General features: G+C 44.5%; 17 protein-coding genes. 4 read left to right on the top strand and 13 right to left on the bottom strand.

Going from position 1 to position 25,062, the window contains the following annotated elements:
• Nucleotides 1–139: 139 nt before the first annotated feature.
• Entirely contained in the window at nucleotides 140–1,384 is a 1,245-nt protein-coding gene (locus tag E8M12_RS07715) for a retropepsin-like aspartic protease (protein ID WP_136735512.1), read from the top strand.
• A 53-nt stretch (nucleotides 1,385–1,437) separates the two neighbouring features.
• On the opposite strand, the gene E8M12_RS07710 is transcribed toward E8M12_RS07715, so the two are convergent.
• Both E8M12_RS07710 and E8M12_RS07705 read right to left on the bottom strand, forming a co-directional pair.
• Nucleotides 1,438–1,719 carry a hypothetical protein gene (locus E8M12_RS07710; RefSeq protein WP_136735511.1) on the bottom strand — a complete coding sequence of 94 codons (282 nt, stop codon included), beginning with the start codon at nucleotides 1,717–1,719 and terminating at the stop codon, nucleotides 1,438–1,440.
• 121 nt (nucleotides 1,720–1,840) lie between these two features.
• On the bottom strand, nucleotides 1,841–2,734 hold the full coding sequence (locus E8M12_RS07705; protein ID WP_136735510.1) for a LysR substrate-binding domain-containing protein: 894 nt from the start codon (nucleotides 2,732–2,734) through the stop codon (nucleotides 1,841–1,843).
• Nucleotides 2,735–3,502: 768 nt separating this feature from the next.
• Here E8M12_RS07705 and E8M12_RS07700 point away from each other — a divergent pair.
• The 3 genes from E8M12_RS07700 to E8M12_RS07690 all read left to right on the top strand — a co-directional run bounded on the left by E8M12_RS07700 (nucleotide 3,503) and on the right by E8M12_RS07690 (nucleotide 8,292).
• Nucleotides 3,503–4,156: an NAD(P)H-binding protein gene (locus tag E8M12_RS07700; RefSeq protein WP_246034055.1), complete on the top strand. Its 654-nt coding sequence runs from the start codon at nucleotides 3,503–3,505 to the stop codon at nucleotides 4,154–4,156.
• A gap of 82 nt (nucleotides 4,157–4,238) precedes the next feature.
• Nucleotides 4,239–5,966, top strand: coding sequence for a CRTAC1 family protein (locus E8M12_RS07695; RefSeq protein ID WP_136735508.1), 1,728 nt, complete (start codon nucleotides 4,239–4,241; stop codon nucleotides 5,964–5,966).
• Between the two features lie 238 nt (nucleotides 5,967–6,204).
• Nucleotides 6,205–8,292: a M13 family metallopeptidase gene (locus E8M12_RS07690; RefSeq protein ID WP_136735507.1), complete on the top strand. Its 2,088-nt coding sequence runs from the start codon at nucleotides 6,205–6,207 to the stop codon at nucleotides 8,290–8,292.
• Nucleotides 8,293–8,376: 84 nt separating this feature from the next.
• Here E8M12_RS07690 and E8M12_RS07685 read toward each other — a convergent pair whose 3' ends face one another.
• From E8M12_RS07685 to astE, 11 genes are all read right to left on the bottom strand, one after another.
• On the bottom strand, nucleotides 8,377–10,308 hold the full coding sequence (locus tag E8M12_RS07685; RefSeq protein ID WP_136735537.1) for a S9 family peptidase: 1,932 nt from the start codon (nucleotides 10,306–10,308) through the stop codon (nucleotides 8,377–8,379).
• A gap of 451 nt (nucleotides 10,309–10,759) precedes the next feature.
• The gene (locus tag E8M12_RS07680; RefSeq protein ID WP_136735506.1) at nucleotides 10,760–11,254 is read right to left on the bottom strand and encodes a hypothetical protein; all 495 of its coding nucleotides are present in this window, start codon (nucleotides 11,252–11,254) and stop codon (nucleotides 10,760–10,762) included.
• Between the two features lie 597 nt (nucleotides 11,255–11,851).
• The gene (locus E8M12_RS07675) at nucleotides 11,852–12,301 is read right to left on the bottom strand and encodes an HNH endonuclease (RefSeq protein ID WP_246034054.1); all 450 of its coding nucleotides are present in this window, start codon (nucleotides 12,299–12,301) and stop codon (nucleotides 11,852–11,854) included.
• Entirely contained in the window at nucleotides 12,301–13,521 is a 1,221-nt protein-coding gene (locus E8M12_RS07670; protein WP_136735505.1) for a phosphoenolpyruvate carboxylase, read from the bottom strand. The genes E8M12_RS07675 and E8M12_RS07670 overlap by 1 nt, the downstream gene beginning before the upstream one ends.
• Complete coding sequence (locus E8M12_RS16300) at nucleotides 13,518–14,153, bottom strand: condensin complex protein MksE (RefSeq protein WP_169303070.1); 636 nt, start codon at nucleotides 14,151–14,153, stop codon at nucleotides 13,518–13,520. Before E8M12_RS16300 ends, E8M12_RS07670 begins: the two co-directional genes overlap by 4 nt.
• Nucleotides 14,150–17,833 (bottom strand): ATP-binding protein, encoded by a 3,684-nt coding sequence (locus E8M12_RS07660; RefSeq protein ID WP_136735504.1) that lies wholly within the window; start codon nucleotides 17,831–17,833, stop codon nucleotides 14,150–14,152. The genes E8M12_RS16300 and E8M12_RS07660 overlap by 4 nt, the downstream gene beginning before the upstream one ends.
• Before the next feature lie 221 nt (nucleotides 17,834–18,054).
• Nucleotides 18,055–18,849, bottom strand: a complete 795-nt coding sequence (locus tag E8M12_RS07655) for a penicillin-binding transpeptidase domain-containing protein (protein WP_136735503.1) — start codon at nucleotides 18,847–18,849, stop codon at nucleotides 18,055–18,057.
• Nucleotides 18,850–19,683: 834 nt separating this feature from the next.
• The gene (locus E8M12_RS07650; RefSeq protein WP_136735535.1) at nucleotides 19,684–21,267 is read right to left on the bottom strand and encodes a dihydrolipoyllysine-residue acetyltransferase; all 1,584 of its coding nucleotides are present in this window, start codon (nucleotides 21,265–21,267) and stop codon (nucleotides 19,684–19,686) included.
• Between the two features lie 9 nt (nucleotides 21,268–21,276).
• Nucleotides 21,277–22,254, bottom strand: coding sequence for an alpha-ketoacid dehydrogenase subunit beta (locus E8M12_RS07645; RefSeq protein ID WP_136735502.1), 978 nt, complete (start codon nucleotides 22,252–22,254; stop codon nucleotides 21,277–21,279).
• Nucleotides 22,255–22,257: 3 nt separating this feature from the next.
• Entirely contained in the window at nucleotides 22,258–23,439 is a 1,182-nt protein-coding gene (locus tag E8M12_RS07640; RefSeq protein WP_136735501.1) for a thiamine pyrophosphate-dependent dehydrogenase E1 component subunit alpha, read from the bottom strand.
• Nucleotides 23,440–23,985: 546 nt separating this feature from the next.
• Complete coding sequence (astE, locus tag E8M12_RS07635) at nucleotides 23,986–25,041, bottom strand: succinylglutamate desuccinylase (RefSeq protein WP_136735500.1); 1,056 nt, start codon at nucleotides 25,039–25,041, stop codon at nucleotides 23,986–23,988.
• Between the last annotated feature and the right edge of the window lie 21 nt (nucleotides 25,042–25,062).

Genomic DNA, 25,062 nt, shown 5'->3' with positions numbered 1-25,062 from the left:
AGAAAACAATAAACTGGCACTATAATTGAGAAAAAGAATAACGAGCAAGTTGACAGGGTTATCTAAGTAAATAATGTAAATAATCTTGCCTGGTAGGCTGCGACCTTAGTTCACTTAGACTGTTAAACTGGATAATATCTTGAAAACTAAATTTACTTTTTATCTATCTATGTTGCTGGTGTTATCAGTGGCACTTAACACCTACCAGTTCTTCGCGGGCATCAGCAACTCCGCAGAATCACTCACCTCATTTGCTAACACACTAACCGATACAGGGCAGGATAAGTCCGCCGCTAACAGGCAAACGTCCGATTCCGGGGACGATCACGAAACGGATAATATTCGTGTATCTATGGTGGAAACGCCGGCAACACAGATAAGCGGCGATGATAATGTGCAACTTTTGGTGGAAACCGGCCAACAGTTCTTCAATGTCAGGCAATTTGATAATGCGGCCGAACTTCTCAATGAAATTGAATTGTTATCTGAAGCTTCTGCGACTCAGTTGAAAAGCCACTGGATTGCACAGGCCTATCAATGGATGGATCAGAAACAGTTTACACTCATTAGCAGCATGTTAGACAGCTTCCTTGCTTATAGCGGCAATGATGAGGACTGGATTGTGGTGAAGATAAATTACTATGAAGCCATCGATAAAAAACAGGCGGCAATTTTTTTGTATTATGAGTTAATTCGCAGCTCATTCGATTATGAAAAGGAAGAAATGTGGTTAAGTCAAATTCACCAAATCGCTGAAAAACAACGACGCATGTTTGCTCATAACGGCGCATGGCAAGAACAGATTGCGTTTTTTGAACCCTTACTAATGGAAGAACCTAACTACCCGCCCTATATTCTCGCGCTTAGTCAGGCCTTTATTCAGTTACAGGAATTTGAAATCGCTAGCTCCTACCTGGATAATATTTCCCATCTTACCGCCTACCAGGGGCAGGTAACCAAATTAAAAAGGCAGATGCATAGCAGTCAAAGTGAATTGCAGGCAATAAAACTGGAAAAGCTTAATGAGCATTTTCTAGTTAATGCCCGAATCAATAATCAATTTCGTACCAACTTGATGATAGATACGGGAGCCTCGATTACCGTGTTATCCGAGTCTTACTTCAACGCCTTAAAGCAAAATGGCAATATTCAGGTAAATCGACAACTTGAAATCAATACCGCCGCCGGCAATCAACAGGCGTATTCAGTGATAGTCGATAATTTCAATATTGGTGAACACCAGTTGGAAAACTTTGAAATTGTGGTAATGGAGTTGCCAGGGTTTCAGCATGCGGACGGCTTACTTGGCATGAACTTTCTGAAACAGTTCAAGTTTGAAATCGATCAGGAAAACTCATTGTTATTCTTATCCGAGCCCCGATAATACCTGGTGATTTAACAGCCATCCTTATTAACCTACCGTTTAAACGTCGCAACTTAAGCGGCGCGACGTTTACCAGTGCGGCGCGCTTTTCCCTGAAGTATTGGGAACGACATTAAGCGGAATTTAAGCTGTTTACCCTGCTCCAACACCATGATTCGGGCAAATTGATTATCGATGACCTTGGCAATAATCGCCAGTATCAGGCAAGTCATGGGAACGTAGATTAAAGATACAATAACATGCTCGAACCAAATAAGATCGATTAGCACCGGTAACATAACAATAACGGTCGCCGTAAAACGATACCACTGACGGGGAGTTGCTAACCTGTTCATGACCTACCTCACTAATATGTGAACACAGCTATAGAATAGAAAGGCTGGAGAAATCCGGCAAAAGGAAAATATTCACTCCATAGGTGAATAATATTCACCTGGGTATCATGGCCAATAAATATTAGGGTGACGTTTGATATAGCAATGTTGTTACCCAGGCAATAAATGTCTGAATTGCCTGGTTTTGTCGATCACTTTCCCGATATACCGCATAAAGCGACAAGGGAAATTTTGCGGTTCGTAGAAATGGATCGACCAGAATATTCGACTTCAGCAAGTAATTTTCGATCGGAGTCATTGCCAAGGCAACCCCCAATCCCTGCTCCGCCGCCTGTAATGCGGCATCATAATCATTGAAGGTCAATTTAGGCAGGACCTTTAATTTCTCATCACCAACTGCCTTGCTCCAGTTGCCCCAGATGTTTTCCATATCTGCCAAATCAATTAGTGGCACATCAGCAAGCTGCCGGATATCCGTTAGCTGATGACATTGTTGAAACTCTGGAGAACAAACGGCGATGATATTGACGTCTAATATCTTTTCTACAGCCACCATTTGCCAGTTGCCATCGCCAATACGGAATGCCAGGTCAATATCTTCGTAGCGCAAATCTAATAGATTCATTGACGTTTCAATGCGAATATCCAGATCCGGATTTTGTTGCTGAAAAGTCGAGAGGTTTGGCAGGATGATGTTTCTCGACAGCGACGGGAACGTTGAAATTTTTAATACATTAGACTGGAATTTAGTTTGTAACTGGCGAGTAGCAAATTCGAGCTTTTCTAACGATTGACTCACCGATTTCAGGTAAAACTGACCGGCATTATTCAGGCTGACCCCGCGCTTATCGCGGACAAACAACTCAAAACCAAGCAGTTCCTCGAGCGAACGTATTTGGTGGCTGACCGCCGACGGTGTGATGAATAATTCTTCGCTGGCTAGCTTAAAGCTTTGATGGCGCCCAGCAGCTTCAAACACAACCAATAAATGTGGCGGCGGTATTTTGCGAGCCATAGTTCCCCGGTTCAGTTCAGTTTGTGACTAACAATATAGCTGCATTTTTAGTTGCTCGTCATTTTTGTCCCGGCACGGTAACCTTATTCATCTTTGCATGTTGATAACTATTTCGGGCAAAAAACAACCAAAGCGAACATTAAGTGAACAAAAGGCCAAAACGGGGGGAGAATCTAATCCGTTTTTCCTTTCTTAATGCGGGATAACGGCACGCCATAATTGAACCAATTCACGATTAGACCCTGGATAAAAACATTTACAGCCAATATAAATCAAATAACCAACTGATATTAAGATGATTTTATTAACTCGAAAATTTTCCCTACAATAGCTGATCAGTGTGAGGAATTAGTTCTAAATTGAACTGATACCACAAGTTCCAATTTTTCTCCTCCTCCTGGACGACAAACTCTTCACGATACACAATCCAATAATTCACCACCCCAAACTGTGGATAACTTTGTTAGCAATTAAAAACTCCAATAAAATTAACGGCTACAAGCATGCATTGAGAATTAATCAAGTTTATTTTTTGTTCGTTTACAAAAAATTTGCAAATAACGGCAATTAAAATTGCCAGGTTATTAAGTTTTGCACAAAAACAGTGGATAACTTTTGCCGCCCCTTGCACAATCAGGGCTTTGCTTTTGCAAGCACTTTTTTTAATTTTTTTTAATTAATTTTTCGATAAAAAAAGCTTGCTAATCTGACAAGATTCAGGCTCGATGAATTCCAATATCTGACAATGAGAACATCTCTGGAATCACCATGAAAACCGCTTTAGTACTAGGAGCTACGGGTCTTACTGGATCTGTTCTACTGCAAAAACTCTTACAGGATGATAGATATCGACAGGTCATCTGTGTGGCTCGCAGGCCGATAGATATTGATAACAAAAAATTAGTATTTACAGAGCTTAGCGAGCAACAACTACAAGGTATTTATCAACAGTACAGCATTGACGACGTTTTTTGTTGTCTGGGAACGACGATTAAAAAAGCGAAAAGCAAAGATGCTTTTATCAAAGTGGATAAAGACCTGGTTGTGATGGCAGGAAAGCATGCGGCAAATGCTGGTGTGAATAAGTTTGTCGTCATCTCTGCGCTAGGTGCCCGAACCAATTCATTTAGCTTCTATAACCGTATTAAAGGTGAAATGGAAGCACAATTGCAGAATCGAGGTTTACAGCATTTGGTCATTGTCAGGCCAAGCCTGATTCTAGGGCCCAGGCAGGAGTCAAGAACCGGTGAAGACATCGCAAAACGTATCTACCATCTCGGTTCATTACTGATCGATCGGTTACTGCCAGCGTATCGACCGGTAGAGGCATCAAAAATTGCACAAATGATGATTAACCAGGCCAATCAGTCATCACCTGATTCGCTAACCGTTGTCGAGAACAAAGATATACATAATCTGTAGCGACCATAACCACGGCCTCAAATTAAGCAAAACATAGTGCCTTTGCTATGCTCTTATTATTCCAATAATTCAGCGCAAGCCTATGAAACTCATCACCAAACTCGCCACGTTAAGTGCTATCGTAATCGCCGTTAGCACCCTGGTTACGTTTTCCGATCGACTATACTCGAAAGCCTATCCGATTATGGCTGCGCTATCCAGTAACCCAACGGGTAACATACGGTTTGAGTTAGCTGACGATGATAAAAACCAAACCCGGGAAATCATTGCGCAGTGGTACGAGTTGGAAAAACATCGTCAGGGAGGAAAGTTTCAGTCTCATGGCTGGTGGCCCTGGGGAGTCGGCGGATTCGATTATGACAATGATGGAGATATTGACCTGTATCTCTCGCACCATGGTAAACCTGGAGGAAAGATACTGGTCAATCAATTACAACAATCGGGCACCCTGACCTTTACCGATTTGCAAACGCTCGCTCCTGACTTGCCGTTTTTGCCAGGTGCCGATGATAAACCCAAGTTTTTTGACTTCGATGGTGATGGATGGCTCGACATCGCTGGATTATCCGATGAAAGCAAACCCGATTATCTGTTCAATCAACAAGGAAGTAATTTCTCCGCAAGAGGCAAAGGATATACGTTACGGCCACTGTCAAAACCTGTCGATATTGCCGATATCAACCTTGACGGCTATCTCGATCTCGATGGTGGCCCAAAAGGAGTCTGGATATATGAGCCAGCCAACAAGTCATTTCGCCAGGATACCGCTATCACCGCGATCGAGCCTCCGGGGTTGCCAGAGAAATACCAAAATCTAACCGAAAAGCATAAAGCCAGTAACAAAAAAAACCGTTTCTTCCGGGCCAAGTACTATCAATACTTTCCTACTCATCAATATGGCCTGAGTGCGAATTTAATCGATCTGAATTTTGACGGGCTGGGCGATATGATCATTGCAGGCTCAGCAAGCTATGGTGGTGACAAAATGGGTCATTATTTACTGCGCACCGAACAAGGGAATTTCAAGGGGGCTAACCAACTGCTTGGATTGCCTGAAAATGCCGTTCCGATATATTACGGCGACATCAATAATGACCACCTTGATGACTTATTAGTGGTTGGCGATGAGCACAGTGGCTGGTACCTGAACTCCTTGCAAGGGTTTAAGTTTCATGAAACCGCGATGCAGGGCTTTTTGAAAAAGCGTGCACCGTACCTAATACGTGCCTATCCGGTAGACTTTGATGGTGATGGTGATCCGGATTTTGTCATGAATAACCCGCGAGGAAAAATCACCGAGGTATTCGAAAACCTGGGCAATGGCAAGTTTACCCGAATTCTATTTAGCAAATCCTGGGGCGCAAACCCAGTGTATATCGTCGATATCGACAATGATGGCGATCAGGATCTTATTTTGGGTGGCAACAACGTCGACAATGATACCCGCCTTTCAATCTTCCTCAATGAAACGCCAATAAACAGTAACTCAGTGACGATTTATCCGCGTTATAAAATCCCTAATATTTATGGCGTTGGGGCGATTATTAAATTATATCTTAGCGATTCTGAGAGCCAGAAAAAGCAAACCCTTATTGAAAAAGCTCGCTGGAATGGCGAACCGGTAACCTTTTTTATCGGTAGTGCTGAGCAGGTAAATGTCGAAATTACCTATCCGGATAATAAAAAGACCCGATTTGACGGGCTGTCTGCTAACCGGGTTTACACCCTGAATTATAATGGCCTGGTAGAAGGCGGATATCATGCCGCTACCTACAGCAAAGGCGCACAGTCGGAAAATGCGCGCCCGTGAATGTGCGAACGAGAAAGAGATTTATCATTATTCGGCGACAGCACAACATAAGACATAAGACCTACAACATAAGACACAAAGCTTAAGACCTAAGACCTAGGACGTAACAATTACCTTCTTTAACATACTAAACATTGTTGATTTAGTCTGTTATCTAACGACTTTTGCTATTGCGAAGTAACCTGAACAACGTAGAATTACCGGTGAGTTATAAAAGCAATAACGAAGAGAATTAATTATGAAAAAAACACTCATTGCATCGGCTTTAGCGGCGGCGTTTTTAGCTGGGTGTGGACAAGCTGAACAAAAAACAGAACAAAAAGCAGAACAAACACAAGAATCAAAACAGCCAGTAGCGCAACAAGGTCAGCCTGAGTTGGGCAGCTTTGGTGTCGATTTGAGTGCACGCAATGAAAGCGTAAAGCCAGGCGATGATTTCTTTATGTACGCCAGCGGTAACTGGTACGATAATTTTGAAATGCCAGCGGATAAAACCCGTTATGGCGCATTCTCTGTCTTGGCGGAGCGAAGTGACGACCAGGTTAAAGCCATTATCGATGAGATCGCCGTTCGTGATGACTTAAATGCTGAAGAACAGTTAATCGCTGATTTCTACAATGCATACATGGATGTCGAAACCCTTAATGCGTTAGGTATCAAGCCTATTGAGCCACTGCTTAATGACATTTCTGCCATTGAGAATACTGACCAGTTAACCAAAGTATTTGGTAGTTCCTGGCTTAATGGCGTAAGTGCTCCAATTGGTGGTGGTATGTGGTTTAACCGCCTTGATCCGAATGAGTACCAAATGTCAGTTGGTGCCAGTGGTTTAGGACTACCAGATCGTTCCTACTACCTGGAAGAATCTGAGCGTTTTGAGAAAACTCGTCAGGCTTATGTAGCTCACATCGCCGAAATGCTTGCATTTGCGGGTACAGACAAAGCTACTGAGCGCGCTGAAGCGATTCTTGCCCTGGAAACTAAAATTGCCGAAGGCCACTGGCCACGCGAAAAGCGTCGTGACCGCGACTTGACCTTGAACCAAATCGAACGTTCGGAGTTAGCCAAAGAATATCCTGGCTTTAACTGGGACGTTTTCTTTGCTGAAACTGGTTATCAGGTACCACACCTAAACGTAAGCCAACCTGAGCCAATTAAAGCGATGATTGAGCTAATTAACCATGAAGATTTGGCGGTTTGGAAAGATTATCTGACTTACCATGCCATTAGCGGTAACGCCTCGCTATTATCGGAAGATATTTATAACGCTAACTTCGCGTTTTATGGCAAGCATTTAAGTGGTCAGCAAGAGCCTCGAGATCGCTGGAAGCGTGCCGTTAGCCAGATGTCTGGTACAACGTCCCTTGGCTTTGCTATTGGTAAAGTTTATGTAGACCGTCATTTCCCAGAATCTTCCAAAGAGCAGATGTCAGAGCTAGTTGAAAACCTGCGCAAAGCCCTTGGTCAGCGTATCGACAACCTGGATTGGATGGGCGATGAAACCAAAGTTAATGCTCGCGCAAAACTAGCCGCGTTCGTTCCTAAAATTGGTTATCCAGATGTATGGCAGTCTTTTGACGGTCTTAAGCTGAATAAAGACGATTTGATCGGCAATGTTAGAAACCTGAGTGAATTCTTCCGCGCTGACAGTGTCGCAAAAGAGTTAGAAAAAACTGACCGCAATCGTTGGGGCATGACGCCACAGCGTGTAAATGCCTACTACAACGCGTCTTTCAATGAGATTGTGTTCCCTGCCGCGATTTTACAACCCCCATTCTTCGATCCAAATGCTGATCCAGCTGTTAACTATGGTGGTATTGGCGCGGTAATTGGCCACGAAATGGGGCATGGGTTTGACGACCAGGGTTCAAAATCTGACGCTAACGGTATCCAGCGTAACTGGTGGACTGAATCCGATCGCGCGGCATTTGAAGCGAAAGCCGATAAACTGGCTGAGCAATATAGCCAGTACGAGCCAATTCCAGGTAACTTTGTAAATGGCCGCAACAGCTTGGGCGAAAACATTGGTGATGTTGGTGGCCTGGCAATGGCTTACCATGCATATAAACTAAGCCTTAATGGCGAAGAAGCACCAATTATCGATGGCCTTACTGGTGATCAACGTTTCTTCTTAGCCTGGGCACAGGTATGGAAAGAAAAGCGCACCGAGCAAAGCATGCTGAACCAGCTTCGTGCCGGTACTCACGCTCCGGGTCGATACCGTTCATTAGCGCCCAGAAATCACGACGCCTGGTATGAAGCGTTTAATGTTCAGGAAGGCGACAAACTCTACCTTAAGCCAGAAGAGCGTGTTCGTATCTGGTAATCCATTGTCGCTTTAAACCAAAGGTTTAGATGCAAAAAAAAGGGTCAGTTTAGCGCTGACCCTTTTTATTTATACTTTTAGTTGTTAAAGCTGATTCGCGGAATTTTTCAGATGACGGTCAAGGAATCTTACATAGGCATTAGAGGCGGTGATCCGATTCGCTTTCTTTCTAAAACCATGTCCTTCGTCTTCAAATAACACGTATTCGACTGGTACATTATTCGCTTCAATAGCGGCAACCATTTCGTCACTTTCTACCTGTAAAACCCGCGGGTCATTAGCACCCTGCACCACCAGAACTGGTTTTTTAATATTTTTAGCGTGAAACAGCGGCGAAATGCGACGGTGACGTTCAGCGTCGGTTGCAGGATCGCCCATCTCATCGTAAAGCGCCTGCTTAAATGCTTCCCACCATGGTGGAATGCTGGTTAAGGTGCGAACCCAGTTGGTGACGCCGAAGATATTGATACCAACTTCAAATTCATCCGTAAACGCCATACCCGCCATCGTCATATAACCGCCGTAACTTCCGCCGATAATTCCGATACGAGTGCCATCAACCCAATCTAGGGTTTGCAGATGTTTTTTGCCATAGACAATATCCTGCAAGTCCCCTTCACCATGATTCTTGTCATCAAGATGATAAAACGTTTTTCCGTACCCTGAAGAGCCTCGGTTGTTGACGGCAAATATGGCATAACCATGATTCACCAAATGCTGAATTGCAGCACTATAGCCTTTACGTGATTGTCCTCCCGGTCCGCCATGAACCCATACAAGCGCCGGTACTTTGTTTTGCGCACTGGCTTGCAATGGTTTGTATAACAACCCCGGAATTTCCAGGCCATCGAAACTTTTAAACCTTACAACCGTGCTGCTTACCAAATCTTCAGGCGTCATAGCCGGATTTAATGTCTCCGTTAACTTAACTACCTTGTCGTCTGTGAAGGTATATACATAAAGATTTGACGGCGAATTATCAGCATTAATATAAAAGACCATCTTGTTAGAATCGTCTGAGAAGTTAATGCCACGTAAGTCTCCCGCAGGCAAGGTTGGCAATTCAACACTTTCCTTCGTTTCCGAATTCAGGATCTTAATATTATTCTGTGCATCCTCATTAATACCTACGACAGTGTATTTACCGTCTTTAGAAAAATAGACAAAACCGACATCCCAGTTAGTTTCGTAAAATAATTCCGATTCACCGGACTCAAGATCATAGGCCCAGGCCTGATTGAATTCACTATGTTCGTTAGTCGCAAAAATCAACTTGCCAGAGTCAGGCGTAAAACCATAACTAAAGTATTCAATATTTCCTTCATGGGGGGTTATGTGGATAGGATCCTTAGCCGACGCGTTCAGGTCTATCAGATATAAGTCGGAATCCGCTCCGGAGACCGCTTTGGTCAGGCTTAACCAACGGCCATCACGGGAAACGTCTCCGATTGATAACATTTCCTCATTTTCAAAAACCAATTCACGTTGATAGTCTTTTGACGAATACCGATAAACATCAAAAGCCTTAGGGTCACGTTCATTACTGATGGCAAAGAAGTCACCATTGTCACTCCAGCCTAAAAACCCTGCTTTCAGACTCTCACCCGGCGTCAAATCTTTGACACTGCCATCCAGTTCCTGAACATATAAATGGTTTAGCTCATTTCCACCTTGATCAGCGGTATAAATAAACCGGTTGTCATTGGGAAACCAACTGACACCATAAATCGTGTCTTTAACGGATGTGGTCAGTTGCTCAGGCTTCGAGCCATCGACCGGATAACGGTAAGCATTAAATACACCGGTCGCATCACTGGAAACCAGCACTGCGGTGCCGTCATGGTTGATTGACGAACCAAAAACGGTGGTCGTGGCAAAGAACTCCTCAGCACTAAAGGTTTTCACGCCCTGCTTTTCAGTTATCGGCGCCGAGACTGTCGGCTGGGATGTTTCAGGCGCTTCGTCGCAAGCTGTCAGTAATATAACGGACAGTATGCCGAAAACAGCGTTTTTCATAGACATATCATTCCCTTTTGTTTCATTTTTGTTTTTATTATTACTATGAGTTTTTCTACGGCTGAGCTGGAAAAACTTGCTGGTATTTTGCTCAACACCACTAACATATCCTGAAAACTCGTTGAAAAACAAGGGGACGGGCGTGAAAGGAACTGAGTACGTATCGTAAACGATACTCCGAGTACGTGGCAAAATGCGCCACTTCGAGTACACAATCAAAGATTGTTCCGGGTACGCGACAAAATACGTCACTTCGAGCACGCTGATGTCATCAGCTCCGAGTACACGCTGTTTCGAGTTGCCTATATGGACATAAGTATGTCGACAGCGTCTGGAACTGGCTGTCGACTTAAGCAAAACACCTTGCGTCATTCCCTGCCACGACAGGGAATCCAAGCTCAGGACGAATGTCTCAGCTATTTTTTTTATAAATCCCGATACATAAAAACGATTAAATACAGTAGGTTTTAAACAACGTGAAATCAGTTATTTCTTGTTTGGTGAGAAACAGCTCTAATTTGGAATCCAGCACCTTCATTAACTCTGAATTTCCAAAATTGATAAAGGTAATTACCACTCCGTGGCCTAACTGAGAGGGTTCAAACGGGTTAATCCCCTCATCCAAAAGGTACTTAGTCCAATCTTGGTTGTTTAAGATTACGGCTTTATTCAACAAAACTCTGCCGTAAGTTTTTATAACGTATTCTCGCTCTTGTTGTTTAGTTATTTCTTGGTTTATCAGTGCCTCTATGAGTTCAGTAGGTTTTCCATAATCCTCATAAAGTGCTTTCAGTAACTCATAATTAGAATTAAACGGTTGCCCATTTATATCTACTGCCGATTGAGAAGTCTCTGCAGAATGCCATGGCTCTGAAATATTATTGCATGCATTTGGGGATAATGGCGCCATGCCTAACATGAAAATTACACTACTTATCAAGCTCATCTGAATTTCCCAATAAGAAATAATGTATTAAGTCATGCGACTGTTATTCACTATTTAAAGACATTAACCTTTTCAGCAAGTTAACGTCAAACTAATATCCTTCTACCACGAAAGGTGACCCAGTGCTTCTTTGTATGACGCGAAAGATGTGTATATCGCATATTTTAGAGAAACTTTTTTGATGAAAACTTGATAAAGAAATACTGGCAGTAACCATATTAGAAATAAGAATACTTGAAGAAACACAGCCATGATCACGAACATGTTATTCATGCCATCAACCAAAAGCACAACTAACCCCCAAGATGTTGATAGTAGCAAACGCCCACATTGCCCAGCGTGCATCTTTGATCTGTTGTCGTATTTCAGATGTGTGATTTTTAGGCCCCATACTTTTCCATAACTTCTTAATACGAATTAACCGTTAACAATAAACCTAGATCGGCTGTAGATCGCTCACTACAGCTCCTGGCTGCTGCTCCAAAGTATCGGATTGGGTCTACAGACACAAATGTGAATATCAAGGGTCAGGGAGAGCTCTCTTTGGGGTTGATTGTTCCTTATGCTGGCAAATAACCCCTACCCTTAGCCAATTGCCTATGATTTTCGATTAAAGTGATTAGTTTTGGCGCTGTGGCATGGTTTACACAGGGTTTGTAAGTTTGACAATGTAAGAGCGAGTTCAGGGTAAAGGGCCCGCTCCTTGATATGATCAACTTCGAGCTTAACCTTATCTTCCTTTGGCGACGCACCGCAAAGCTGGCAGCAAAACCCATCGCGCTCTAACACTTGCCGTCGAAGCTCCAACCAGGCAGGGGACAGATAAAAATTCTCCTGCGATTGCTTTATTTCGATCGGCACTTCACCGCTATGGTGGAACTCTTCCCGGCCAATTTCAGGCCCTGACAATATGGCGAAGGCGGTGCGTTCCGCTTCTCGTTCACTTAAAAATTTATGAATGCTGCGATACGCGCCTTTTAACGTTTTGTAGCGCTTAGTTTTGGGATTAGGGTCAAGCTTTGAAATCAGCATTACGGAGAATTCCATTAGCGTAACCCTAACTCCACATCTTCAATAATAAAGTTACCGTCAAATGTCGGATGCGGATGGCCTTCCATGCCAATTTCAAAAAACTCCTGCTCATCCTGGTTCAGTCCACCAAAGCCATTGATAACACCATACACCCAGACTTCCCGGTCGAAATCAAGACTCAGCTGGCGATGATATTCCAGGGCTGACATCGGTTGCCCCGAATCAATTACCTGGCAGAAATAACTTTCCACGGCTTCTTTTAAGCCATCGGATTCGATATCGATAGATTCGATATCCTCCAGTGAAAATTCCTGGCCCTGGCGTAGCTTTTGGTTCAGCGATTGATTATGACGCACCTGTTTTAAATGAGCGACCAGATCGACATAAACCAGTTCATGCTCGACATTATTCACATCGATGCTCGCCGGTTGCATGATTGCCTTAGCCTGATTGAACAGGCCCGGTATTTTTGCCTGTTCACTGTAATCTTTAACTTTATAATCAGGCTTTTGCTGTTGATGTAAAACAAACCCTTTGAGCAGTTGCGAACGATGCAGGTATTCTCGAAATTTACCGAGCAAGTCAATCAGCTTCGCCTGCGCCAGGCTTAACTCCTGGCTAATCTCACTATGGCTGCGTTGCAGTTGCACCACCAATAGCCGACGAAGCTCCCTGGAACTACCAGCAAGTTTTGACAGCTCATCAAACTGGAACATTTCCAACTGTTGTCGCATTTGCGTCAGTTGACTCTGGGCCAGTTCATTTTCGCGGATTTTGGCACTGATTGAGGCAACGTAACCAAATTCATTATGGATACGGCGCCAAAGATTACGGACACTGGATTTTAAACTATCCACCAGGGTATATACCTGCTCTGCCAGATCTTCCAAATAAACTTCGGCATCACCATAGGCTTTATGATGCAGGCTTTCTTTATAGTGATTGGTAACGGTCTTAATCGCCGCCAGCTTGGTACCGATATTGGTATCCAGTTGGCGATTACGTTCATCGCGCAAACTATTCTCGAGCAGGGCCCTGACCGTTGAACGAAGACGCAAATCTTCACCCGGCTCCGGGCGCCACAACACACCAAGTTCAATCAGCTTTTCAATGACATTACTGTCGTATTCAAGATCATTGATATGACCCGACAGATACGCCTGCATTACAATATCCGCATGCTTGGATAAAGCCCTTAACAGGGTAAAACCAGCACGCTCTAGCTGGCTACTCAAAGCAAGTCTCCTTGCTTGATTGCAAGTTCAGCCTGTTGTTCAAGGCCAAGGTTTTCCGACTCGTCAATAAAACGAATCACGTCAAACAAATAGTCAATTTTGCCGGTCGCCAGATAGATCTGGTTATCCGGGTTTGGCCGCAGTAAATAGCCGGTCTCAACCAAGCGTTTAAAGATTTGTTTCAGCTGCGCATCGACCGCAGAACTGGTGGAGTTGAACAGACTATAGCGGGCAATTTTTGCCAGCTGCTCAACAAATGCAGGGGTATCTTCAATGACGCTTTGCAACTCAGCAAGGCGAATCACTTTGCCTTCAGTAAGCGGTGCATTGTCCCCACGGGTTTCCTGTACCAGCACCAGCCACTCTGCCAGCGGTAATAACGAGCTGGCAATATCACGAAACTGCACTGACAATTGTTTGCGCTCGTCCGTATCGATCGTCTGATAAGCACAAAAATACAAATTGCCATCATTTGCCGACGCCAGTGTTCGGTTCATGGTATTGAGCTGACGCTCCACCTCAGCCAGGTGTTCATGATTCTGCAAAAACTGAAAAGCCAACTCATCACTGGTTTTACAGATAAAACCACCGCTTAACAGGGTTTCCATCACCCTACCCTTTAGTGACATCATGCGGTCGCCTCCAGTTGTTGTTTTTGCTTAAGTCGCGCTGAAATCGGATTGACTTTCGGCTGTACCATGCGCAGCTTTTGCTTGCTGGCATTCTTATCAATCAGGTAACGGTTTTCAAAGAAGTGCAATACATCCGACTCAGGGTTTGGAAATGCCCCCAGAACGCTGATATTGTTAGCCCGGCAGGCATCAAATATTTTCTTCACATTCTTATTCGCCAGGGTACCAATTTCATCAATTGGCCAATGAATGGTGGCTTTCGAATGGCCTCTGAGCAAGCGGGTAAATGCCAGCAGGAACTTACATAAAATCAAATAGGCCATACCATGACTGGAAGATTCGTTTAATTGCCTGTCAGTGCGGATCACCAGGTTGGAGTTCCCTTCTTTCAGGTGCAATTCGATATCCAATAAATGCCCGACGCCGGCGCTCATCGTCGCCCGCCCAAGTACATCAAGAACTTCGCGGATGGTCAGCATATATTCTTCATCTGGCAATGACTCACTGTCGTCGGCTAACCAATCTTTGTGTAATTTATTAAAGCGCAGCAAGGTCGGCCAAAAATCAAATTCACTGACTTTTGAGCGAATTTTAACGCTGGACTCACTTACACCATCCAGGAACAGTTCCTGATCCACTTCTCGGGAAATACGCTTTGATTGCGACGAAATGCGCTTATCAATATCGGCCAGGATGTTGTAATACTGAGTCAAATCATTACCAAAGTTGAGACCGTTATTGCGCACCCCTTCAAGATGCTGGGGCACCATGACATTGAGCAAAATATCGAGTTCTTTGACCATTTTTCGGCAATCCAGCACTGGCAAGCCCTGGGCATTTTCAACCTGGCAGTCGCTACGGGCGCGTTCCCAGGCTTCGGTCAGGCTTATGCCGGATTTTTGTGCAATAGCATTGTCGAAGTAATGGACATATTCATCCACGTCGGCTACCGCCTTGCGATGGCGAGTCAATAAATCCTGACCTTCACTCACCCGCGCTGAAACGCTGGAATTGTCGGTGGGCTCCGCCACCGTCGGCAATTTTAGCAACGCAAATTGCTGTTTTAAGCTATTGATATTTGCGACCAGCTCGCGCTGCTCATTCAGGGCTTTTTCCAGTTGCTGCAATTGCTCGCTGATTTGTCCCTTTTGCTGCTTATAGGTGGACTGACTGTTTTCCAGGCTGCGTTGTGCTGACGATTTTTGCTCCTTGGCTTTTGAAAGCTGCTGCAAATGCATACTCTTTTGCCTGGAGAACACCACCTCATACCAGCGGTCATATTCCCTGACGCTGTCGCGATGCTTGTTGGTCAGTTCAATATCGTCTTTTAACTGAGCAATGCTCTGTTTCAGTTTGGCGATTAAGTCAACGTCGACTTCACGTTTCGCCAGCTCATCCTGATACCAGTTTTTCACCGATTTCAGTCCATCTTTTAATTGCTGCTTAGTTTGCGCAATTTGCTCGTTAATGCTGCTTAACTGTTGCTCGCTGTCACCAATAAGTTGTTGCCAATGTAGTTCATGTTCCATTTTTTCGTCATGACAAACATCCTTGTGCTCATCAATAGCGTTTTGTTTATTCAACTCCAGCTTTTCAAGGGCAGATTGCTCCGCCTTCAGGCGCTTTTGAATTTGTTGTTTGCGTTCCTGTAATGCCTGTTTGTGTTCGTTCTTTAACTGCTGCTTATCTTCCTGTGCCCGCACTCGAGTCTGTTGTTTGAACTGACATTGCGACTGCAAGGCAATGAAGTCCTGTTCGGTCTTTTTGACATTCTCATTCAGTCGTTGCAGCTCTGAAGCAATTGCGGCTTTTTCTTGCTGGCATTTGTGCAACTCTTCATTAGCCTGTTGTAACTGCTGCTCTAGTGCAGCCTGAGACTGGGCAATATCGCTTTCGGCGATAACGCTGGTATCCAGCAATAATCCAAACATCGAGTTTTGCGATGCTACATCATCAACCAGTGCCGGTGCTAAGTCAGAGCGAGACAATAATTCTGGCGCCAGCAATTTGCCGATATGTTGCTCCCAGCCAGGATGCTCATTGCGAAGAAACTGCAATAAGGTATTGTCCTTGGGATTTAACCAAGCATCGACTTGAGCAACAACCTGCTCTGCCTGCTTCTCTTTGCTCCGGGCTTTGTTTAACTTTTCATTGAGCGCAATTTGCTGATATTTAAATTGCTGCAGTTGCTCCTGGGCTTGCTGCAACTGGGCGCGCAAGCCATCTTCTTCAAGCTGCGCCTGTTCAACGCTCGCTTCCGCCAGCGCCATTTGCTGCTGTTCTTCCGGTAACGGACCACTTAGCTCCATCTGCGTCTTTAACGACTGCAATTGTAGACGGGCCTGTTGGATCTGAGTATCAAAATCAACCAGCAAGGCTTGCAAGCGTTGGTCCTGATCGGACATCAGAGCCTGAAGGGCAACCGATTCTTGTTTTTGCTTATCCCGTAATCGTGCAACAACCTTGTCTTTTTGCTCATCCAGTTGATTTAATTCCTTACCTTGTTTCTTTTCCAGCTCAGCCTGACGTTTATGATAAGCGGCCTCAACATCCTGATGTTCTTCCGTTAATAAAGCATGCTGTTCCGTCATCGACTGCAACTGCGATTGCCAGGCACCGATTTTATCCAGGTTGAGCTTATGCTGCTCGATATCTTTATCCTGCCATGCATTAAACTCTTCTTCGATTTTATCGAGGTGCTTTTCGCTGGTATCTATGTCTGCTTTTGCCTGGGAGATATCGCGATTTAACCGGTCCCGACTTTGCTCGAACTCACTCGTGAGTTCGTTAAGTTTGGATTTATACAATTGCTGATCGTTTTCTGCTTTAAGCAGGGATTCCGCCAACAACGAATAATCATTAGACAGCAGTGCCTTTAGCTCGGCCATGCGCTGTTCGGTTTGTTCCAACTGCGAATTGACTCGCTGCAGGTTGTCGTATTGCGGCATTAACTCATCAAACTGTTGTATCAATGAACATTCCTTGATCCAGTCCTCAACCTGAGCTTTAGATATCTTACTGGTTGGTGTCTGCACTCCGTCTTCTTCCAAAATCGCAGCAATCATCGCCTTGATGGTTTCCATCTTGCCTTCTTTGGAATGTACCGCCTTGATCAGTTTTTCTATATGGCGTAGCTTGGCATCACTTTCACATAAGCTGAACAAGCGGGCCGCATTGACCAGATCTCGTTTCGATGCAGTCGCATTCATCATCGCCCGATCATTCTGGATCACCGCCCGAAACTCTTTGGTGTTCAATCCCTTGGTCACCTGCACGCCCTGGCGTTTTGATGCTTTGGCAATTTCACTAATGGCAATCGAACGTTTGCCAGTCATATCATCGGCAATAAAGTCTTCTACCACAAAACCCTTATCAAAAAAGCGATAAACGACGCCGGTTGCGGATGAGGTCAGCACCGCCATACAGGTTTGCCCGTCAATGCGTTGGTATTCGTATATGATAAAACTGGATTCCCGGGGCAAATACCAGGTTTGAAAGTTATCCCGGGTCGCGGGTACCACTTTGTTAGGGGATTCACCAAAAAACACCGGAACAAGGCGTTGCAAGGTGGTTTTACCGGAGGCATTAGTACCACAGATATTAGTGTGGCCATTAACTTTTAGCTCGACCATGCCGGGTAAATGCGTATCGATCAGAATAATTCGTTGTAATCCAGACATACGAATGAAAGGTCCCTGTTATAATCGGTTTGCTTTAAGGGTAAGCTACCGTGAAATTGTTCCAAAACCGCCGGTATATATGACGGTATTGAATTTAGCGCTAACGGTTAGTGTATCGGTTAGCAGGGCCCGATTCAACGCGTTTTATCAGGCCTTTTCGGTGCAGAAAATTCAATCGCTCGAAGCTTGAACAGATGTGTATTCAACAGGTTTAAATTTTGTTAAATAATGCCCAATTTCTTTAATTCAGAGCGAACCGTGTTCACCCGGACTTTTTGGACATCGGCAAACGTTTTGGCATCCATATTAAAGGCAAAATAATAGATTTCGTTATCCTTAACCACATAACCTACATACCAACCAAGGGCTTTGCCTTTTTCTAACTGACCGCCGCCGGTTTTCGCATAAAGTTGATATTCGGATGTGCTTTCAACCAGCATGATTTGCTTGAATTTGACATATGTATCGGCCTTTAAATCCAATTCCTGGCGATACAGCTTTTGCAAAAACTCAATTTGCTCTTCAGCACTTATGGTAAGGCTTTCATTTAACCAAAAGGTGTCGATGCCTGATGAAATATCCTGATTGCCATAGGAGAACTGCTTAAGGTATTGACTCATAACCGGTGCCGATATCTCGGTGGCAATCTGTTGGTAAATAGGAACCGCTGAGTATTGAAACGCGTCGCGGATAACCAACGGCCTTTGGTACCAGTTTTCTGGCCACCAGCTTTGTACTGGATAAGCTTGCGTATCAAACGTTAATTTCTGTTCTAAATTCTTTACCACTGCGGTATCTAGTGCAATCAGGGTATTAGCAATTTTAAAACTGGAAAACGGCGTCATACGCTGCTTAGCCCGCGCCGGGTTGTGCGCTAGCATCGTCTTATTGTCGTCGGAAACAATCAACATGGTGCAGGATGATTGGCATTCCTGCAGTGAATAGGAAACCGTGGTTTGGGCATTAGCGGTATGAGCAACCCAAAAGATGATGTAAAGAGTGATAATATTGCGCATAAATTTCTTTTAAATTATTCAGATATTAAAATTTAATGAATCTCAGGGACGTTCAGGAGCGACCGGCCAGTCGTCAAATTCCAGTGCATTGGTAACCAGTGCAAATTTTTTTATACTTCAGAATATCTTTGTTAAACACATTGGTTACAACAAGTTAGCATCAAAATAATCAGGATTGAACAACAGAAATGGCGAGATAATGAAAATACGTACAAATAATGAGCGAAAAATTACATTTGGTTAACGGAATTGAAACCCATTTTTGATTATTATTATTACCGTTAACTTTTCATAGTTTTCTTCCTTAAAGTTCGGGCGCCTACATGGCGCCCTTTTTTTATTACATGGATGTATGTATGCCCGGTTAGCAGGATGCGGTACGGGTATATTACGTATATGGATGTATGTATGCCCGGTTAGCAGGATGCGGTACGGGTATATTACGTATATGGATGTATGTATGCCCGGTTAGCAGGATGCGGTACGGGTATATTACGTACATGGATGTATGCCCGGTTAGCAGGATGCGGTACGGGTATTTGCACAGACCAAATAATTAGATCACGACAAGCAGAATTCGCACAGAACATACAATTAGTTCACGATAAGCAGATATCGCACCGAACATTTAAATAACAATAAGCAGATATCGCACAGACCAAATAATGAGATCACCGATAGGCAGAATTCGCATCGAGCATGTAATTAAATCACTGACAACTGCCAGTTAATTCAAAGTACGATATAACTCCTCACCCCAAAGGCAGAACACCCACTCCCCAGCCAAATCCAGGCATAAAAAAGCCCGCTTTCGCGGGCTTCAAAATCGAAATATTAGCTCATATGCATCAGCATCAGAGTTGGATTTTCCAGGAACGACTTCCACAGATTATTGAATCGGGCAATGGTGCCACCATCAATAATTCGATGATCGCCAGACCAGCTCACCTGCATAATTGAACGTGCCTGAACCTCGCCTTTGTCATCAAAGCGAGGTAAGGTTTGTACTTTACCCAGTGCGACAATCGCAACTTCTGGCTTGTTAATGATAGGTGTAGCGACCGTACCGCCCAATGCGCCAATATTAGAAATACTAATCGTACCGCCTTTTAGATCCGTCGTCGCTACTCGTCCGTCACGAGCATCACTAGTTAAACGCATCACATCTTTTGCCACATCAACAATCGATTTATGTTGGACTTGCTTAACGTTTGGCACTAACAAGCCAACTTTGGAGTCGACCGCCATACCAATATTGTGATCATCAAAGTAAGTTAACTCAGTGCAATCTTCATTGGGTTGAGAGTTCATCACCGGAAACTCTTTAAGTGCCAACGACATCGCTTTAATGAAAAACGGCATCATGGTCAACTTAATATCCTGCTTGGCATATTCATCTTTAACCGATTTGCGCAGTGCAATTAGCTCAGTCAAATCGATTTCCTCACAATAGGTAAAATGAGGAATGGTGGATACGGATGCCGTCATGGCTTTTGCCATTGCAGCTTTGACACCGCGGATTGGTTCAACGCGAGTGTTACCGGCAGCTACGGATGTGCTCACTGCCGCATCTGTAACTTCAGCTTTGGATACCTGACCACCAGATTGTGCAAACTTAACCACGTCTTCTTTGAAAACGCGACCTTTAGGTCCGCTACCCGGCACTGCATGAATATCTACAGACATTTCACGAGCCACCCTGCGCACGGCAGGACTTGCCAAAGCTTTACCCTGAGCAACCTTACCATTTACAGTTTGTGCGGCAGGTGCTTCAACCTTAGGAGAAGTTACCGTAGATGGTGTTGCTTCAGCCGGTTGAGTATTCGCTGGTGTAACGGCCGCTCCCTGGTGTTCAATCGCAAATAATGGTTCATGCACTTTGGCGATATCGCCTTTGGCATAGTGAAGCTTGACCACTTTGCCGGCATATTTGGCAGGGATCTGCACCAGGGCTTTATCGGTCATAACATCGACAACCGCCTGGTCTTCTTCAATAATATCACCTTCGTTAACCAACCAATCGACGATCTCACATTCGACGATTCCTTCACCAATATCCGGCAGGATAAAGTCTTCGACTTGTGAACCTGCACTGGATTCACTGGCAATCACCGACTCAACGGCAGGAACATCACTGATATTGTCAGTAACCTTCTCGGCTTCGGCTTCTGCCGCGTCGTCTTCTCTAGTCATGGCAAACAATGGTTGATGTACCTTGGCAATTTCACCTTGCTTATAATACAACTTGTCAACCGTACCTGAGTACATGGCGGGAATCTGTACCAACGCCTTGTCGGTCATCACATCGGCAACTGGCTGATCTTCTTCAATGCGATCGCCTTCTTTTACCAGCCACTCAACCAGTTCACATTCAACAATGCCTTCGCCAATATCCGGTAGGATAAAATCAATACTCATCATAACCCCCTAGTAATTCACTGAGGCCATAATGGCTTCAAAGGTTTTTAATTCATCTGGCATGTATTCTTTTTCGTGAGCCAGAGGGAACGGAGTATCCAGGCCACACACACGGGATATTGGTGACTCAAGATGCAGAAAACATTCTGACTGGATTGTCGCGGCGATTTCGCCAGCAAAACCACCGGTTAATGGTGCTTCATGGTTGATAAGCAGTCGACCGGTCTTCATCACCGAGTTAGCAACCGTTTCTACATCCCATGGCAGAATTGAGCGCAAATCAATGATTTCACAGGAAACGCCCTGTTTTTCCGCCATTTTCGCGGCTTTTTCCAGGGTTTCCATCTGGGCGCCCCAACCTAACAGGCTGATATCCGTACCTTGTGAGACGACCTCGGCTTTACCCAGGGGAATCTGATAGTCCTCTTCTGGCACTTCACCTACCGATGCACGATAAAGCTTCTTCGGCTCGAAAAATACCACCGGATTATCATCGCGGATTGACGCCAGCAACAGACCTTTGGCCTGATAGGGGTTTCTTGGAACCACGATTTTTAACCCCGGTGTATGGGCAAAATACGCTTCCGGGGATTGACTGTGATATAAACCGCCAGCAATACCACCACCGTATGGTGTACGGATAGTTAACTTGCCAACATTAAATTCGTTACCACTACGATAACGGAACTTAGCACTCTCGTTTACGATTTGATCGAAAGCCGGGAAAATATAATCGGCGAACTGAATTTCCGCAATTGGCAAACTTCCCTGCGCTGCAAGGCCGTTCGCAAAACCGATAATCCCCTGTTCCGTTAAAGGCGTATTAAAACAACGCGCTTTACCATACTTTTCCTGAAGATTGCTGGTTGCCCGGAAAACGCCACCAAAGTGACCTACATCTTCCCCAAAACACACAGCCGAGTCGTTCTCCGCCATGGCGATATCCAGCGCATTATTGATCGCTTGTAATAAATTCATTTGCGCCATGCGTTAAAATCTCCCTGCGGTGTTTGGATAGGCGTCCGGATATTTACGAATATGCTCTTTTAACTCATCAAGTTGCTTTTCAAGCCCCGGTGTTGGTATGTCATAAACATCGCTGACAACGTCCTCAATACCTGGCTTAGCAATTTTTTCCGCAACTTTTACCGCTTTCAGTACTTCATCACGAAGCCCCTCGAACAACTCGTTCTCCTGATCTTCGTCCCACCACTTCTGGTTCAACATCCAGTTTTTCATGCGCAGGATTGGGTCATGCTCGGCCCATTTTGCTTCCTCTTCCCGGGTACGGTAACCGCTTGGATCATCCGAAGTTGAGTGGGCGCCAAGACGATAGGACATGGCTTCAATTAATACCGGCTGATTATTTTCCAAGGCATAAGCGCGAGCCATTTGCGTCGCCTTAAGTACGGCGAGAATATCATTACCGTCAATACGAATCGTTTTTATGCCGTAGCCAACACCGCGCGATGCGATGCCGTTACCAGCATACTGCTCATTAGACGGAGTAGAGATGGCGTAACCGTTATTTCGACAGAAGAAAATCACTGGCGCCTGATGCACCGCTGCCATATTCAGGCCTGCGTGAAAATCACCTTCAGATGCGGCACCCTCACCAAAATAACAAATGGTGCAGCGTTCTTTGCCCTGCAGTTTTTGTCCATAGGCATAACCTGCTGCCTGCGGGATTTGCGTACCCAGCGGAGAGGAAATGGTCATGTAGTGAAGCTCTTTGGAACCGTAGTGAATTGGCATTTGACGGCCTTTACCCAGTTCCAGCTCATTTGAGAACATTTGGTTCATGAACTGATCAAGGCGAAAACCGCGGAACATCAAAGCGCCCTGTTCACGGTACTGAGCCATGATCATATCTTCATCATGTAGACCTGCGGCGCTACCAACACTCGCCGCTTCTTCACCTAAGGCTGCCATGTAAAAACTAACACGACCCTGGCGCTGAGCCGCGATCATACGCTCATCCAGAACCCGGTGAAAAGCTAAGGTTTTATAAATTTTTGTAGCAAGCTCCTGGTCAATATCCGGTAACTCGGCACCTTTATAGACACTACCGTCTTGCTTAAGAATTTTGAGAATGGGGATATCGACGGAATGACCGTCAATGAAGTCGGCGGAATGCACTTCCCGACTCGATTTATAGATGTTTGTATCCATAAGCGTCTCTTGTTGTCTGGTAATAACCAGTTACTTTCATTTTTATGTAGGTTTTGAGCAGAGCGTATCCCTGCTCAATCAGCCATTTGTTTGACGGCTTAATTATTTTGTTTACCCGGGTCTGGATCTGCATTTGATGCTTAACGCACAGGAACAAATACTGGTTTGTATCCTTCACAACGCCGATGACTTTAGAGCTTTTATTCGACGCCAGACCGCATGGTTCCACCATTTAATACCAATTCCACTAAGTGTTTTCCCACTCAGTGAGAATTTAAAGGCTTTTAGGCAAGGCTTTGATTGCAGAGAATGGTCGCTCCATTGTCAAAATCAATAACGCCGGATAAAAGCCTTTAAAACTCACCCGTAGGGAGTTTATCAGAGGCCCATTTACTGCCCCAACTCTGAGTTGTGCAAAAACTTAATGGCATTGGTATAAGGATTGCCAGAACTTTATACTCCGCCAATTTTAGTTGCAATAAAGCGCCTGATTTAGGCGCCGAAAGACTCAGATAAGTGGCAATATTGGTTTACAGGGCTGAAAAATTAAGCGCTTAACTTTGCCGGGATAACGGTTAGTAGGGCCCGTTGTCCAAGCGCAACATCGGCATTTGGGAATATAATGGCTTCGCCCGGTTGGGTGATTTCGTGGGCGGTATCACCATCGTTGGCGAGCACGTAACCGACCGGAAAATCCGTAAAGTTTTGCACATCATCGGCAAAATTGAGCACAAAATTCTCTTCATGGCGATTGATGGTTTTATAAATTTCAAACAAATTCAGTTTATCCGGATCAAGTTCACCAAAGTCAGGCTCGTCTTCACTGATCAGGCGTCTTAACGTCTCATTTATCTGAACAAAGTCATCCGGATTATTTTCGCCAAAGGGCCTGACCTTGCCGAGTTCTACGGTAAAAGCGTGGGCACAGCATTCATTGACAGAAAAATAGCTAAAGGTTGTCGTCGGGCTATTTGACAGTAAAATTGTGTTAACACCGCTTGCATATAAAAACTGCAATTGTTGTCTATCCCTTGGTTTGCCATGATTAAACGGATAAACAGCAAATTTATCGTTTTTTGAGCCTCGAATTGCGGTGTGTAAATCGTAATGAAGTCGCTGTCGGTTATCGGCAATAGAACCACCCTGATCGAAAAATTCCCGCACGTAATCTTCCAAAGCTTTAGCGCGCTTGCGCTCCTGATTTGCCAGGCCGATATCATCACTATGAGCGCCGCTGAACAAGCGATTCAGGTTTTCCTCAACAAAGCGACTGCCAAGATTAATCGCCGGAGGATTGCCAAACAAAAATAACACGCGTTGTTTAAGCGTAAGTGTTCCTTGCAATAACTCTTTGATCAATTGTTGGCATATTTCAATCGGTGCCGTTTCGTTCCCGTGAACGCCACAGGATAAAACAATATCCCGATTAGTTTCCATGTCGACAGGTTCAAAGCAAATAACACCCGTGTCCAAAATACTTACCTGGGTTTGTTGATTGGAGTTGGTCAGGTAAAAAGTAAAGGATTCCTGTATGCCATCAGGGTTATTACGAGTAAAAGAAAGAAAGTCGCCGTTTTCTAATAGTTGTTGAGAGTAGTCCACCACAATTCTTTAAATCATCAA

The sequence above is a fragment of the Thalassotalea mangrovi genome (assembly GCF_005116735.1).
Taxonomy (GTDB): domain Bacteria; phylum Pseudomonadota; class Gammaproteobacteria; order Enterobacterales; family Alteromonadaceae; genus Thalassotalea_A; species Thalassotalea_A mangrovi.
The sequence above is the reverse complement of the archived record's forward strand: the minus strand, read 5'-3'. Positions and strand labels throughout refer to the sequence as shown.

Bases quoted from the DNA above. Each gene is read 5' to 3' on its own strand.
- E8M12_RS07710 (WP_136735511.1), bottom strand. From the start codon at position 1,719: ATGAACAGGTTAGCAACTCCCCGTCAGTGGTATCGTTTTACGGCGACC.
- E8M12_RS07705 (WP_136735510.1), bottom strand. From the start codon at position 2,734: ATGGCTCGCAAAATACCGCCGCCACATTTATTGGTTGTGTTTGAAGCT.
- E8M12_RS07700 (WP_246034055.1), top strand. From the start codon at position 3,503: ATGAAAACCGCTTTAGTACTAGGAGCTACGGGTCTTACTGGATCTGTT.
- E8M12_RS07695 (WP_136735508.1), top strand. From the start codon at position 4,239: ATGAAACTCATCACCAAACTCGCCACGTTAAGTGCTATCGTAATCGCC.
- E8M12_RS07690 (WP_136735507.1), top strand. From the start codon at position 6,205: ATGAAAAAAACACTCATTGCATCGGCTTTAGCGGCGGCGTTTTTAGCT.
- E8M12_RS07685 (WP_136735537.1), bottom strand. From the start codon at position 10,308: ATGAAAAACGCTGTTTTCGGCATACTGTCCGTTATATTACTGACAGCT.
- E8M12_RS07680 (WP_136735506.1), bottom strand. From the start codon at position 11,254: ATGAGCTTGATAAGTAGTGTAATTTTCATGTTAGGCATGGCGCCATTA.
- E8M12_RS07675 (WP_246034054.1), bottom strand. From the start codon at position 12,301: ATGGAATTCTCCGTAATGCTGATTTCAAAGCTTGACCCTAATCCCAAA.
- E8M12_RS16300 (WP_169303070.1), bottom strand. From the start codon at position 14,153: ATGATGTCACTAAAGGGTAGGGTGATGGAAACCCTGTTAAGCGGTGGT.
- E8M12_RS07660 (WP_136735504.1), bottom strand. From the start codon at position 17,833: ATGTCTGGATTACAACGAATTATTCTGATCGATACGCATTTACCCGGC.
- E8M12_RS07655 (WP_136735503.1), bottom strand. From the start codon at position 18,849: ATGCGCAATATTATCACTCTTTACATCATCTTTTGGGTTGCTCATACC.
- E8M12_RS07650 (WP_136735535.1), bottom strand. From the start codon at position 21,267: ATGAGTATTGATTTTATCCTACCGGATATTGGCGAAGGCATTGTTGAA.
- E8M12_RS07645 (WP_136735502.1), bottom strand. From the start codon at position 22,254: ATGGCGCAAATGAATTTATTACAAGCGATCAATAATGCGCTGGATATC.
- E8M12_RS07640 (WP_136735501.1), bottom strand. From the start codon at position 23,439: ATGGATACAAACATCTATAAATCGAGTCGGGAAGTGCATTCCGCCGAC.